The organism is Enterobacter sp. BNK-14, assembly GCF_047456095.1.
Taxonomy (GTDB): domain Bacteria; phylum Pseudomonadota; class Gammaproteobacteria; order Enterobacterales; family Enterobacteriaceae; genus Enterobacter; species Enterobacter kobei.
Window position 1 is genome coordinate 4,375,436 of the sequence record NZ_CP179897.1, and the last position, 13,911, is coordinate 4,389,346.

At 53.4% G+C, this 13,911-nt stretch carries 10 protein-coding genes; 6 read left to right on the plus strand and 4 right to left on the minus strand.

What is annotated here, in order from left to right; translation table 11 throughout:
* Nucleotides 1-13: 13 nt before the first annotated feature.
* The 6 genes from serS to ACMGGM_RS20750 all read left to right on the plus strand — a co-directional run bounded on the left by serS (nucleotide 14) and on the right by ACMGGM_RS20750 (nucleotide 7,523).
* A complete protein-coding gene (serS, locus tag ACMGGM_RS20725) occupies nucleotides 14-1,306 on the plus strand; it encodes a serine--tRNA ligase (protein WP_023332538.1) in 1,293 nt (430 codons plus the stop codon).
* Between the two features lie 212 nt (nucleotides 1,307-1,518).
* The gene (gene dmsA, locus ACMGGM_RS20730; protein WP_023338208.1) at nucleotides 1,519-3,963 is read left to right on the plus strand and encodes a dimethylsulfoxide reductase subunit A; all 2,445 of its coding nucleotides are present in this window, start codon (nucleotides 1,519-1,521) and stop codon (nucleotides 3,961-3,963) included.
* A gap of 10 nt (nucleotides 3,964-3,973) precedes the next feature.
* Nucleotides 3,974-4,591: a DMSO/selenate family reductase complex B subunit gene (locus ACMGGM_RS20735; RefSeq protein ID WP_014883208.1), complete on the plus strand. Its 618-nt coding sequence runs from the start codon at nucleotides 3,974-3,976 to the stop codon at nucleotides 4,589-4,591.
* Nucleotide 4,592: 1 nt separating this feature from the next.
* Nucleotides 4,593-5,456, plus strand: a complete 864-nt coding sequence (locus tag ACMGGM_RS20740) for a dimethyl sulfoxide reductase anchor subunit family protein (protein WP_014883209.1) — start codon at nucleotides 4,593-4,595, stop codon at nucleotides 5,454-5,456.
* A 273-nt stretch (nucleotides 5,457-5,729) separates the two neighbouring features.
* Complete coding sequence (locus ACMGGM_RS20745) at nucleotides 5,730-6,878, plus strand: MFS transporter (protein ID WP_045282256.1); 1,149 nt, start codon at nucleotides 5,730-5,732, stop codon at nucleotides 6,876-6,878.
* Nucleotides 6,879-7,001: 123 nt separating this feature from the next.
* Nucleotides 7,002-7,523 (plus strand): anti-virulence regulator CigR family protein, encoded by a 522-nt coding sequence (locus tag ACMGGM_RS20750; RefSeq protein ID WP_023338209.1) that lies wholly within the window; start codon nucleotides 7,002-7,004, stop codon nucleotides 7,521-7,523.
* Between the two features lie 36 nt (nucleotides 7,524-7,559).
* Here the strand turns inward: ACMGGM_RS20750 and pflA are convergent, their stop codons facing one another.
* The 4 genes from pflA to ycaO form a co-directional block, all read right to left on the minus strand.
* Nucleotides 7,560-8,300, minus strand: coding sequence for a pyruvate formate lyase 1-activating protein (gene pflA, locus ACMGGM_RS20755; RefSeq protein WP_014883212.1), 741 nt, complete (start codon nucleotides 8,298-8,300; stop codon nucleotides 7,560-7,562).
* A 203-nt stretch (nucleotides 8,301-8,503) separates the two neighbouring features.
* Nucleotides 8,504-10,786, minus strand: a complete 2,283-nt coding sequence (gene pflB / locus ACMGGM_RS20760; RefSeq protein ID WP_045282257.1) for a formate C-acetyltransferase — start codon at nucleotides 10,784-10,786, stop codon at nucleotides 8,504-8,506.
* Between the two features lie 51 nt (nucleotides 10,787-10,837).
* A complete protein-coding gene (gene focA, locus ACMGGM_RS20765) occupies nucleotides 10,838-11,695 on the minus strand; it encodes a formate transporter FocA (protein ID WP_032637072.1) in 858 nt (285 codons plus the stop codon).
* Nucleotides 11,696-12,101: 406 nt separating this feature from the next.
* Nucleotides 12,102-13,862 carry a 30S ribosomal protein S12 methylthiotransferase accessory factor YcaO gene (ycaO, locus tag ACMGGM_RS20770; RefSeq protein ID WP_014883215.1) on the minus strand — a complete coding sequence of 587 codons (1,761 nt, stop codon included), beginning with the start codon at nucleotides 13,860-13,862 and terminating at the stop codon, nucleotides 12,102-12,104.
* Nucleotides 13,863-13,911 lie beyond the last annotated feature (49 nt).

Here is a 13,911-nt window from a genome sequence, read left to right on the forward strand (position 1 = left end):
GCACAGGATAAGCATGCTCGATCCCAATCTGCTGCGTAATGAGCCAGACGCAGTCGCTGAAAAACTGGCACGCCGGGGCTTTAAGCTGGATGTAGATAAGCTGCGCGCTCTTGAAGAGCGTCGTAAAGTTCTGCAGGTACAAACTGAAAATCTGCAGGCAGAGCGTAATTCTCGATCGAAATCCATTGGCCAGGCGAAAGCGCGCGGGGAAGATATTGAGCCATTACGCCTGGAAGTGAACAAACTGGGTGAAGAGCTGGATCAGGCGAAAGCCGAGCTGGACGTTCTTCAGGCCGAAATTCGCGATATTGCGCTGGCGATCCCGAACATTCCTGACGACAGCGTGCCTGTCGGCAAAGACGAGAACGACAACGTTGAAGTGAAACGCTGGGGTACGCCTCGCGAGTTCGACTTCGAGGTGCGCGATCACGTCACGCTGGGCGAAATGCACGCGGGTCTGGACTTTGCGGCCGCGGTTAAGCTGACCGGTTCTCGCTTCGTGGTGATGAAAGGCCAGATTGCCCATCTGCACCGTGCGCTGGCCCAGTTCATGCTGGATCTGCACACCGAGCAGCACGGTTACAGCGAAACCTACGTCCCGTATCTGGTCAACCACGATACGCTGTACGGTACGGGTCAGCTGCCGAAATTTGCCGGCGACCTGTTCCATACCCGTCCGCTGGATGAAGAAGCAGACAGCAGCAACTATGCGCTGATCCCTACCGCAGAAGTGCCGCTGACTAACCTCGTCCGTGATGAGATCATCGACGAAGACGAACTGCCGATCAAACTGACCGCACACTCTCCGTGCTTCCGTTCTGAAGCGGGATCTTATGGCCGCGACACGCGTGGTCTGATCCGTATGCACCAGTTCGATAAAGTCGAGATGGTGCAGATTGTTCGTCCGGAAGACTCCATGGACGCGCTGGAAGAGATGACGGGTCACGCCGAGAAAGTCCTCGAGCTGCTGGGCCTGCCGTATCGTCGTATGGCGCTGTGTACCGGTGATATGGGCTTTGGTGCCTGCAAAACCTTCGACCTGGAAGTGTGGGTACCTGCGCAGAACACCTACCGTGAAATCTCCTCCTGCTCTAACGTCTGGGATTTCCAGGCGCGCCGCATGCAGGCACGCTGCCGCAGTAAATCTGACAAGAAAACCCGTCTGGTGCATACCCTGAACGGCTCTGGTCTGGCTGTGGGTCGTACGCTGGTTGCCGTGCTGGAAAACTATCAGCAGGCAGATGGCCGTATTGAGATCCCTGAAGTGCTGCGCCCATACATGAAAGGTCAGCAGTACATTGGCTAAATATGTGCCTCAAAACAAAAAAAGCGCCTTCGGGCGCTTTTTTTATGCCTGTGAATTGATACGACGCAATACCCCCTGCCTCTAAAGTAGTAATACTCCTCCGAATGAAAGTCAGCAGAAAAAGCTGATAACGAATAATTTCGTTATATATAAAACTACATAGCGGTTTGTGCCGCCTCTCTTTTCTTTGTGAGCAACCAAAGTGAGTCTCTATGAAAATCAACGCGCCTGAAGAATTGCTGGCTGCCGAGGTCACTCGCCGTGGTTTGATGAAAACCACGGCAATAGGCGGCCTGGCTGTAGCCAGCAGCGCTTTCACGCTCCCTTTTACCCGACTGGCGTCAGCGGCGGATGCACTATCCCCGGCCTCAGTCCCGGAAAAAGTGGTGTGGAGTGCCTGTACGGTAAACTGCGGTAGCCGTTGCCCGCTGCGTATGCACGTAGTGGATGGCGAAATAAAATATGTCGAAACCGACAATACCGGGGACGATAACTACGAAGGGTTACACCAGGTTCGCGCCTGTCTGCGTGGCCGCTCCATGCGTCGTCGCGTCTATAATCCGGATCGTCTTAAGTACCCAATGAAGCGCGTGGGTAAACGTGGGGAAGGGAAGTTCGAGCGCATTAGCTGGGATGAAGCCTACGATATTATCGCCACCAATATGCAGCGGCTGATCAAAGAGTATGGCAACGAATCCATCTACCTGAACTACGGTACCGGAACGCTGGGCGGCACGCTAACCCGCTCCTGGCCACCGGGAAAAACGCTGGTGGCGCGTCTGATGAACTGCTGCGGCGGTTATCTTAACCACTATGGTGACTACTCCTCTGCACAAATCGCCGCAGGACTGAATTACACCTACGGTGGCTGGGCAGACGGCAACAGCCCGTCTGATATCGAAAACAGCAAGCTGGTCGTTCTGTTCGGGAACAATCCGGGTGAAACGCGTATGAGCGGCGGCGGGGTGACCTACTACCTCGAACAGGCGCGTGCTAAATCCAATGCCCGCATGATCATTATCGATCCGCGCTATACCGACACCGGTGCAGGACGCGAAGATGAGTGGATCCCAATCCGCCCAGGTACCGATGCCGCGCTGGTCTCCGCGCTGGCGTGGGTGATGATCACTGAAAATCTCGTCGATCAGCCGTTCCTGGATAAATACTGCGTCGGTTATGACGAGAAAACCCTGCCAGCCAGTGCCCCAGCTAATGGCCACTACAAGGCGTATATTCTCGGTCAGGGCAGCGACGGCGTGGCGAAAACGCCGGAGTGGGCGTCCACCATCACCGGTATTCCGGTCGAGCGTATTGTTCAACTGGCGCGTGAGATTGGCTCAGCCAAACCGGCCTATATCAGCCAGGGGTGGGGACCGCAGCGTCATGCGAACGGTGAAATTGCCACCCGCGCAATCTCCATGCTCTCCATTCTGACCGGCAACGTGGGGATTCATGGTGGTAACACTGGTGCGCGTGAAGGCTCATATGAAGTCCCGTTTGAACGTATGCCAACGCTGGACAACCCGGTACAAACCAGCATTTCCATGTTTATGTGGACCGATGCGATTGAACGTGGCCCGGAAATGACCGCCTTGCGCGACGGCGTGCGCGGTAAGGACAAGCTGGACGTGCCGATCAAGATGATCTGGAACTACGCCGGTAACTGTCTTATCAACCAGCATTCGGAAATCAACCGCACTCATGAAATCCTGCAGGACGACAAGAAGTGCGAGATGATTGTGGTGATCGACTGCCACATGACCTCCTCGGCAAAATACGCCGACATTCTGCTGCCGGACTGCACCGCGTCTGAGCAGATGGACTTCGCGCTGGATGCCTCCTGCGGCAACATGTCTTACGTGATCTTCACCGATCAGGCGATCAAACCGCGCTTCGAGTGCAAAACCATCTATGAGATGACCTCCGAGCTGGCGAAGCGTCTGGGCGTTGAGCAGCAGTTTACCGAGGGACGTACTCAGGAAGGCTGGATGCGCCATCTGCATGAACTCTCCCGCAAAGCCATCCCAGACCTGCCGGATTTCGATACCTTCCGCAAGCAGGGCATGTACAAACAGCGCGATCCTGAAGGGCATCACGTTGCCTACAAAGCGTTCCGCGAAGATCCGCAGGCGAACCCGCTGACTACGCCGTCGGGCAAAATTGAAATCTACTCCGAAGAACTGGCAAAAATTGCGTCTACCTGGGAGCTGCCGGAGGGGGACGTTATCGATCCGCTGCCGATCTACACGCCAGGATTCGAAAACTATAACGACCCGCTCACGGCGAAATTCCCGCTGCAGTTGACCGGTTTCCACTATAAAGCACGCGTTCACTCCACCTACGGTAACGTCGACGTACTGAAAGCCGCCTGCCGCCAGGAGATGTGGATCAACCCGATGGATGCGAAAGCGCGTGGTATTAACAATGGCGATCGCGTGCGCATCTTCAACGGCCGCGGTGAGGTACACATTGAAGCCAAAGTCACGCCACGCATGATGCCAGGCGTCGTGGCGCTGGGAGAAGGGGCATGGTACAGCCCTGATGCCAACCGCATCGATCAGGCAGGCAGCATTAACGTACTGACCACGCAGCGTCCGTCGCCGCTGGCGAAAGGCAACCCGTCTCACACAAACCTTGTTCAGGTTGAAAAGGTTTAAGGAGTAACCGATGACAACCCAGTATGGATTTTTCATTGATTCCAGCCGTTGCACCGGGTGCAAAACCTGCGAGCTGGCCTGTAAAGATTACAAAGATCTCACCCCAGACGTGAGTTTCCGTCGCATCTACGAATACGCCGGAGGTGACTGGCAGGAAGATAACGGTGTCTGGCATCAGAACGTGTTTGCCTATTACCTGTCGATTGCCTGTAACCACTGCGAAGACCCGGCCTGTACGAAGGTCTGTCCGAGCGGGGCGATGCACAAGCGTGAAGACGGTTTCGTGGTCGTGGATGAAGATGTTTGTATCGGCTGCCGCTACTGCCATATGGCCTGCCCGTACGGCGCGCCTCAGTACAATGCCGCCAAAGGGCATATGACCAAGTGCGACGGCTGCCACTCTCGCGTCGCGGATGGCAAAAAACCGATCTGCGTCGAGTCCTGTCCGCTGCGCGCGCTGGACTTTGGCCCTATTGAAGAACTGCGTCAAAAACATGGTCAGCTTGCTGCGGTAGCACCGCTGCCGTCCGCGCACTTCACGAAGCCAAGTATTGTGATTAAACCTAACGCCAACAGCCGTCCAACAGGTGATACCACCGGCTACCTGGCAAACCCGAAGGAGGTGTGAGATGGGAAGTGGATGGCATGAATGGCCGCTGATGATCTTCACGGTCTTTGGTCAGTGCGTGGCGGGTGGCTTCATCGTGCTCGCGCTGGCACTGCTGAAAGGTCAACTCACTGCTGAACAGCAGCAGCGTTTAGTGTTGAGCATGTTTGGCCTGTGGGTGCTGATGGGGATTGGTTTTATCGCCTCTACGCTGCACCTGGGCTCACCGATGCGCGCGTTTAACTCGCTTAACCGCGTGGGGGCATCGTCCCTCAGTAACGAGATTGCCAGCGGGGCGATTTTCTTCGCCATCGGCGGGCTGGGCTGGTTGCTGGCAGCGCTTAAAAAATTGCCTGCAGGTCTGCGTAGCCTCTGGCTGATCGTGACCATGGTGCTGGGCGTGGTGTTTGTATGGATGATGGTGCGTGTCTATAACACCATTGATACCGTCCCTACCTGGTACAGCGTCTGGACGCCAATGAGCTTCTTCCTGACGATGTTTATCGGCGGGCCGCTGCTCGGCTATCTGCTGTTGCGCGTGGCGGGGGTAGACGGCTGGGCAATGCGTTTGCTGCCAGCCGTATCGCTGCTGGCGCTGGTAGTGAGTGCAATCGTTGCTCTTATGCAGGGTGCTGAGCTGGCCACCATTCATAGCTCGATTCAGCAGGCCTCTGCGCTGGTGCCGGATTACGGTTCTCTGATGGCCTGGCGTATCGTGCTGCTGGTAGCGGCGTTGGTATTCTGGATCGCGCCTCAGCTAAAAGGCTACCAGCCTGCTCTGCCGTTGTTATCACTGGCCTTTGTGCTGGTGCTGGCAGGGGAGTTGATTGGTCGTGGCGTCTTTTATGGTCTGCATATGACGGTCGGTATGGCCATCGCCAGCTAATCTTATTTTTTGTTATAAAAGCCGGGACATAGCGCCCGGCTTTTCTTTTTTCATTCATGAAATTTTTCGACTGTCGTTTTGTTTTAATTTCTACCATTAATAAATAAAAACAGAGACATAATTAATATCTATAGCAGGCACTGCATTAGCAGGATAAGTTTTTTAAATCGACAGGGAACATATCGTGCGAGCCGGCTAAATCAGTGGATTGACTTTGTTTTTGCCAGTGGCATGATGCGCACGAAATCTGAACTTCCTCACGGTTTTTAATCCATGACCACCTATACCCGGCCAGTGCTACTGTTGCTCTGTGGCCTGCTTCTGCTGACCCTGGCGATCGCAGTGTTGAATACGCTCGTCCCGCTGTGGCTCGCCCATGAAAACTTACCGACCTGGCAGGTGGGTATGGTTAGCTCGTCCTTTTTCACCGGGAACCTGCTGGGCACATTATTAACCGGTAGCCTGATTAAACGCTTTGGCTTTAATCGCAGCTATTATCTGGCTTCGCTGATTTTCGCCGCCGGGTGTGCCGGGTTGGGCCTGATGGTCGGCTTCTGGAGCTGGATGGCGTGGCGCTTTATCGCCGGTGTCGGTTGCGCGATGATTTGGGTGGTTGTTGAAAGTGCGCTGATGTGCAGCGGCACGTCACGTAACCGCGGGCGCCTGCTGGCAGCCTATATGATGGTTTACTATGTGGGCACCGTGCTGGGACAACTGATGGTCAGCAAACTGCCAACGGACCTGATGAGCGTGCTGCCATGGGTAACCGGTATGGTGCTGGCGGCGATCCTGCCGCTGCTCTTTACGCGTATCGTTAACCAGAAAAGTGAGCATCAGGAAGCGACCCACATCTGGCCGATGCTGAGGCTGCGCCAGGCGCGTCTGGGAGTGAATGGCTGTATTATCTCGGGGATTGTTCTGGGCTCGCTCTATGGTCTTATGCCGCTCTACCTGAACCATCAGGGTGTCAGCGATGCCGGGATTGGTTTCTGGATGGCGGTCATGGTGAGCGCGGGGATTGTCGGACAGTGGCCGATTGGCCGCCTGGCCGATCGCTTCGGTCGCCTGCTGGTGCTGCGCGTTCAGGTCTTTGTGGTGATCATGGGCTGTTTTGCTATGCTCAGCAACGCCGCGATGGCCCCAGCGCTGTTTATCCTTGGGGCAGCGGGGTTCACGCTTTATCCGGTCGCGATGGCGTGGGCCTGTGAGAAAGTTGAACATCACCAGCTGGTGGCGATGAACCAGGCGCTGTTATTAAGCTATACCATCGGCAGCCTGCTGGGACCAACATTTACCGCGATGCTGATGCAGAGTTATTCTGACAATTTGCTGTTTATCATGATCGCCAGCGTGTCGTTTATTTATCTCTTAATGCTGCTGCGCAAAGCAGGCGAGCATCCAACGCCTGTGGCGCACGCCTGATTAAATAAAAGCCTGTCAATGACAGGCTTTTTTGTCCCTGTCATATATAAGACTTTTACGTATTGTTTGTTTTCCCCGCCCGGCGATAATTCAAATGAGTTCTACCACTAAAAGGCAACAATCATGTCTAAACGTCGTTTTTCCACTACCGCACTTGCCGTAGTGTTGTCTTTAACGTTTGCAACGGCTCCGGTCATGGCTAATCCAGGAAACGGGAATGGCGGTGGTCACGGCAACGGTGGCGGACAAGGTAATGGCGGCAATCATGGTAACGGGAACTCTGGTAACCATGGTAATAAGCAAAATAGCGGTCAGGATAACCCAGGGAAATCAGATAAGAGCTTTAAAAGCAGCAAAGATGTCGGCAATGATGTTGACGCTCGCGTAAGCTTCGATCATGCCCGTCACCTGGCACTGAATTACGGCTTAACGGGCTATGAGTCTCTGCCTCCGGGTATTGCGAAAAACCTGGCCCGCGGTAAACCACTTCCTCCGGGTATTGCGAAGAAAACCGTGCCAGCCTCTATGCTTGGCCAGCTTCCATCCTACCCAGGTTATGAATGGCGCGTGGTGGGTGACGATCTGGTCTTAATCGCGCTGAGTACGGCGATTGTGACTTCCGTTATTAACGGCGTCTTTAAATAGAATTTAAAAAGGCCCGGTTCTCACCGGGCCTTTTCTTTAATACATGACCTTGTGGCCATACTGCTCAAGAATACCTTTCACGCGCTCCATCGTCTCTTTTTTCGGTGGCTTCACGCCATCAAGTTTGTACTCTTCACCCATCGCCACCCATTTATGTTTGCCGAGTTCGTGATAGGGCAGAAGCTCAATTTTCTCGACGTTGCCCATGTCGCGGGTAAATTCCCCCAGGCGGTGCGCAGAGTCGTCATCATCTGACCAGCCGGGAACAACAACATAGCGGATCCAGGTTTTGATGCCTTTGTCGGCAATATACTTCGCAAATTCCAGCGTACGGTGGTTGGAAACGCCAACCAGATTCTGGTGGATCTCATCATTCATCTGTTTGAGATCGAGCATCACCAGATCGGTCACTTCGAGCAGTTCATCAATGACCGGATCGTAGCGGCGCACGAAGCCGTTGGTATCGAGACAGGTATGAATGCCTTCCTTGCGGCAGGCGCGGAACCAGTCGCGGACAAATTCAGCCTGAAGAATGGCTTCGCCGCCGGATGCGGTCACGCCGCCGCCGGACGCGTTCATAAAGTGGCGATAGGTCACCACCTCTTTCATCAGATCTTCCACGGTGACTTCTTTCCCACCATGAGTGTCCCACGTGTCGCGGTTGTGGCAGTACAGGCAGCGCATCAGGCAGCCCTGGAAGAAGGTAATAAAGCGGATACCTGGGCCATCGACGGTGCCACAGGATTCAAAGGAGTGAATGCGACCAATAGTTGACATTGCGGTGAGATCTCCGAATTTGGCCCATCCGGGGGCCTATGTAGTTGCACAGCTCAAAGGCTATGTCGAGTCTGTTTTGGCTGTTATCCATTCAGTATAGATAGCGGACAAAAGAGACTGATGAAGCGAGGGTGTTAAAAAGGCCCCACTTGCGTGGAGCCTTTATTGTACGCCTTTTAACGCGTGATTTCAGTCAATTCCACTTACATGGACTGAGTGAAAGTACGGGTGATAACGTCCTGCTGCTGTTCTTTAGTCAGGGAGTTAAAACGTACTGCGTAGCCAGATACACGGATGGTCAGCTGAGGATATTTCTCAGGGTGTTCCATCGCATCGAGCAGCATTTCACGGTTCATTACGTTCACGTTCAGGTGCTGACCACCTTCGATGGACGCTTCGTGGTGGAAGTAACCATCCATCAGACCCGCGAGGTTAGTTTTACGTACTTCGTCATCTTTACCCAGCGCGTTTGGCACGATAGAGAAGGTGTAAGAAATACCATCTTTCGCGTAGGCAAACGGCAGTTTAGCAACGGAGGTCAGAGAGGCAACCGCACCTTTCTGGTCACGACCGTGCATTGGGTTAGCACCTGGGCCGAATGGCGCGCCAGCACGACGACCGTCTGGGGTGTTACCGGTTTTCTTACCATACACAACGTTAGAGGTGATGGTCAGAACAGACTGAGTCGGGATAGCGTTACGGTAGGTAGTGAGTTTCTGAATTTTCTTCATGAAACGTTCTACCAGGTCAACCGCCATGTCATCAACGCGAGCGTCGTTGTTACCAAACTGCGGGTATTCGCCTTCGATTTCGAAGTCGATAGCCAGACCGTCTTCGTCACGAATTGGTTTAACTTTCGCATATTTGATTGCAGACAGGGAGTCAGCCGCAACGGACAGGCCTGCGATACCACACGCCATGGTGCGAACCACGTCACGGTCGTGCAGCGCCATCAGAGAGGCTTCGTAGCTGTACTTGTCGTGCATGTAGTGGATAACGTTCAGTGCAGTCACGTACTGCTTCGCCAGCCAGTCCATGAAGTGGTCCATGCGCTCCATGACTTCGTCATAGTTCAGCACGTCGCCTTTGATAGGTTCAGACTTAGGACCCACCTGCATTTTCAGTTTTTCATCAACGCCGCCGTTGATGGCGTACAGCATGGTTTTCGCCAGGTTTGCACGCGCACCGAAGAACTGCATTTGCTTACCAACAACCATTGGGCTTACGCAGCACGCGATAGCGTAGTCGTCGTTGTTGAAGTCCGGACGCATCAGGTCATCGTTCTCATACTGCAGAGAAGAGGTGTCGATGGACACTTTAGCGGCGAATTTCTTGAAGTTCAGAGGCAGTTTTTCAGACCACAGAACGGTGATGTTCGGCTCCGGAGAAGGACCCATGGTGTACAGGGTGTTCAGGAAGCGGAAGCTGTTTTTGGTTACCAGAGTACGGCCATCTACGCCCATACCGCCGATAGATTCGGTTGCCCAGATTGGGTCACCAGAGAACAGCTCATCATATTCTGGAGTACGCAGGAAGCGAACCATACGCAGCTTCATGACCAGGTGGTCAATCATTTCCTGAGCGTCTTGCTCGGTGATTTTACCTGCTTTCAGGTCACGTTCGATGTACGCATCCAGGAAGGTGGATACGCGGCCGAAGGACATTGCTGCACCATTCTGAGACTTAACAGCGGCCAGGTAGCCGAAGTAGGTCCACTGGATAGCTTCCTGGGCGTTGGTTGCAGGACCAGAGATATCGCAGCCATATTTCGCTGCCATCTCTTTGATCTGACCCAGCGCACGGTGCTGTTCAGCAATTTCTTCACGCAGACGGATAGTCGCTTCCAGGTTTACGCCGTTTTCCAGGTCAGACTGCAGGGAAACAAACTGCGCGTATTTGTCTTTCATCAGGAAGTCGATACCGTACAGCGCAACGCGACGGTAGTCACCAATGATACGGCCACGGCCATACGCATCTGGCAGACCAGTCAGAACGCCAGATTTACGGCAGTTCAGAATGTCTTTGGTGTAAACATCGAATACACCCTGGTTGTGGGTTTTACGGTATTCGGTGAAGATTTTTTTCAGCATTGGGTCCAGCTCGCGGTTATACGCTTTGCAGGAACCTTCAACCATTTTGATACCACCGAACGGGATGATTGCGCGTTTCAGTGGTGCTTCAGTCTGCAGACCAACGATTTTCTCAAGGGCTTTGTTGATATAGCCAGCATCGTGAGAAGTGATGGTGGAAGCAACGGAGGTGTCAAAATCAACTGGCGCGTGAGTGCGGTTTTCCAGTTTAACGCCTTCCATTACGCTGTCCCACAGCTTGGTGGTCGCGTCAGTTGCGCCAGCCAGGAAGGATTCGTCACCTTCATACGGGGTATAGTTTTTCTGAATGAAGTCACGGACGTTGACTTCATTCTGCCAGTCACCTTTCGCAAAACCTTCCCAGGCTGTGGCTAACTTTTCATTAAGCTCGGACATGTAACACCTACCTTCTTAAGTGGATTTTTTATTTACTGCCTGAGATAACCATCAATGATGGTCGTCGCCACGCAGGTAAATGACCCAGTATGTCAACCCAACTAACAGACCCCCACCGATAATGTTCCCGATAGTGACGGGGATCAGGTTATCAGTAATGAAATTCATAATAGTCAGGTGAGAGAAACTTTCCGGGGATGAACCAATTGCGGTCCAGAACTCCGGGCTTGCAAAGTTGCGGATAACAATCCCCATCGGGATCATGAACATATTCGCAATACTGTGCTCAAAGCCGCTGGCAACAAACATCGCAACCGGCAGAACCATAATCATGGCTTTATCCATCAGGCTACGACCAGAATAGCTCATCCAGACCGCCAGGCAGACCATCAGGTTTGCAAGGATGCCGAGAGCAACGGCTTCGATAAATGTGTGGTGCATTTTGTGGTCGGCGGTTTGCAGGACGTTAAGCCCCCAGCCGCCGTTGGCGGTCATGTACTCGCCAGAAAGCCACATCAACAGAACAAAGAGCAGACAGCCAATCAGGTTGCCAACGTAGACGTTAAGCCAGTTGCGCGCCAGTTGACCCCAGGTAATTCTTCCGCTGGCTTTTGCCACGACAATCAGCACCGTTGAGGTGAAGAGGTCGGCACCGCAGATGACGCAAAGAATCAGACCCAGTGAGAAGCAAATGCCGCCAATCAGTTTGGCCATGCCGAAAGGCATTCCGGCAGTACCGGTGGTGGCGGTGATGTAGAAGACGAAAGCGATTGAGATGAACACACCAGCAGTAATCGCCAGATAGAACGTCTTCATCGGGTGTTTCGTTGCTTTATAGACACCCGCTTCTTCGGCAACTTTTGCCATCGCGGCGGGGAGTAAAAGATCAAAAGGGTTGTCAGCTTTCACACTAACTCTCTCTTTATTAAGTCGGCGACGAGATACTAACAAAGCATTATAGAAGAGAAATTGATATAGATCATATCTCGCCTGGCTTATAGGCCCGCAGTGTGTATGGTTTTACAGCAAATGCGGAGTAAGTAATTGATTATCCGTATAAAAATAAATTTTAAAAGTTATGAAAAGAGTTGAATTATTTCGTTCGTCCCCCTCCGAAACAGTTAATTAATATGGAGTATTTACCATAAAAAGTAACAATAAAGCCCGGGTAAAGATTATTATATTTACCCATGTTTAACTTTATTATTACAATCAGCAATCATTACCGAAAAAAATAAAAAACGGGGCAATGAAATTGCCCCGTAATATAGCCCAGACGATTGAATACGCCTACTGCTGCTAATGTTATATGCGCTTATTTTGACCAGTAAGCGGCTTTTGCTTTCTGCAGCTTTTCATAGGCCTTGAGCAGCGACTGATGCGCCGGGAAGGCTTTCAGATCGCTGTCCACGGCCTGCAGACCGTAGAATGGCTCTTCACCGCTGAGCGCCGCGCTGGCGGCTTCAACCGCTTCAGCACCGTACATACGCACGAAAGCGTTCAGGTACTGCAGTGGCTCGCGATCCTCTTCCTGCGAAAGCAGCAGCAGGGTTTGCAGGCAACGGTAATAGTTGGTGCGCTCGGCAGAGAAGACCGACTGGTTGAATTCCATCGTCCATTCCGTCCAGGCCAGGGCCTGATCCAGATCGCCGCCAGCCAGCGCCAGCATCGCTTTCAGTTCCCCGATACGCAGGGTATACCAGCCGTTGTCTTTACCCGTCGCCAGGCCCAGCAGTTCACGCACGCGAGTGAAATCATCGTGACCTTCTTCGTCCAGTTGGGCGATCAGGTTCAGATAATCCTCTTTTTCCCACTCGCTGCCTGGCAGAGCAAGCAGGGTTTCGCGCAGGTGCGCACCCATGCTGTTGTTCGCCAGCCACAGATCTTCAGCAGGGTAGATGTCGGACATGCCCGGCACAATGATGCGGCATGCGTAAACGCCCAGGTGTTCATAGTCGGCAATGTAGACTTCCTGATCTTCGGCGTTAAAGATGGCCATTAGCGTGGCGAACTCTTCTTCCGTGGTGCCGGCAAAGCTCCAGTCTACGAACGGATAGTCTGCGTCCTGCTTAAACATATCCCAGGAGATCAGGCCGCTGGAATCGATGAAGTGGGTTTCGAGGTTGGTATGCTCCGCCACTTCTTCATCGTCAAAGGTTGGCGGGGTGAAGACGTCGAGATCTTTCAGGCTACGGCCTTGCAGCAGTTCGGTGACGGTACGCTCCAGCGCCACGCCGAAGTCAGGGTGCGCGCCGAAGGAGGCGAAGCAGGTGCCGTTTTCTGGGTTAAACAGCACCACGCAGATCACCGGATATTTACCGCCCAGTGAGCCATCGTAGGCGAAGATTGGGAAACCTTCCGCTTCGAGTTTGGCGATGGATTCCACCACGCCCGGGTAGCGCGCCAGCACGTCGGCCGGAATTTCAGGCAGGCTGATAGATTCGGCGATAATGCGGTTTTTAATGTGACGCTCGAACACTTCTGACAAGCCCTGAACGCGCGCTTCGTTGCGGGTGTTACCGGCGGACATGCCGTTAGACACATACAGGTTGCCGACGATGTTCATCGGAATATACACGGTCTGCTCGTCAGACTGGCGGGTGAACGGCAGGGCGCAGATACCACGATCTTCGTTACCAGACTGCAGATCGATCAGCATGCTGGCGGTCAGTTCGTTTTCTGGATCGTAGAACGCACGCAGGCGGGCGTCGAGAATACCTTCCGGCAGTTCATCGTCTTCGGTCAGCGGGAACCATTTTTCGTTCGGATAGTGAACGAATGGGCCGTTAGCGATGGTTTCGCCCAACCAGAAGTCAGCGAAGAAATAGTTGGTGGACAGACGCTCAAAATACTCACCCAGCGCGGAGGCCAGTGCCGCTTTTTTAGTCGCGCCTTTCCCGTTGGTAAAGCACAGGGCACACTCTTTGTCGCGAATATGGACGGACCAGACATGGGGCACCGGATTGAGCCAGGAGGCTTCTTCGATGTTAAAACCCAGGTCGGTCAGTTTCTGCTGGAAGCGAGCGATGGAATCTTCCAGAGCGGCGTCTTTGCCAGGGATAAACGTTTGAGTCATGGCGTTCACTTTTATCGTACGTAAAGCGCGCAATGATACGGGTTTTGCG

What these genes read in the sequence shown, in the direction of transcription:
- pflB (WP_045282257.1), bottom strand. Translation starts at nt 10,786, where the DNA reads ATGTCCGAGCTTAATGAAAAGTTAGCCACAGCCTGGGAAGGTTTTGCG.
- ycaO (WP_014883215.1), bottom strand. Translation starts at nt 13,862, where the DNA reads ATGACTCAAACGTTTATCCCTGGCAAAGACGCCGCTCTGGAAGATTCC.
- ACMGGM_RS20740 (WP_014883209.1), top strand. Translation starts at nt 4,593, where the DNA reads ATGGGAAGTGGATGGCATGAATGGCCGCTGATGATCTTCACGGTCTTT.
- ACMGGM_RS20745 (WP_045282256.1), top strand. Translation starts at nt 5,730, where the DNA reads ATGACCACCTATACCCGGCCAGTGCTACTGTTGCTCTGTGGCCTGCTT.
- ACMGGM_RS20750 (WP_023338209.1), top strand. Translation starts at nt 7,002, where the DNA reads ATGTCTAAACGTCGTTTTTCCACTACCGCACTTGCCGTAGTGTTGTCT.
- ACMGGM_RS20735 (WP_014883208.1), top strand. Translation starts at nt 3,974, where the DNA reads ATGACAACCCAGTATGGATTTTTCATTGATTCCAGCCGTTGCACCGGG.
- pflA (WP_014883212.1), bottom strand. Translation starts at nt 8,300, where the DNA reads ATGTCAACTATTGGTCGCATTCACTCCTTTGAATCCTGTGGCACCGTC.
- serS (WP_023332538.1), top strand. Translation starts at nt 14, where the DNA reads ATGCTCGATCCCAATCTGCTGCGTAATGAGCCAGACGCAGTCGCTGAA.
- dmsA (WP_023338208.1), top strand. Translation starts at nt 1,519, where the DNA reads ATGAAAATCAACGCGCCTGAAGAATTGCTGGCTGCCGAGGTCACTCGC.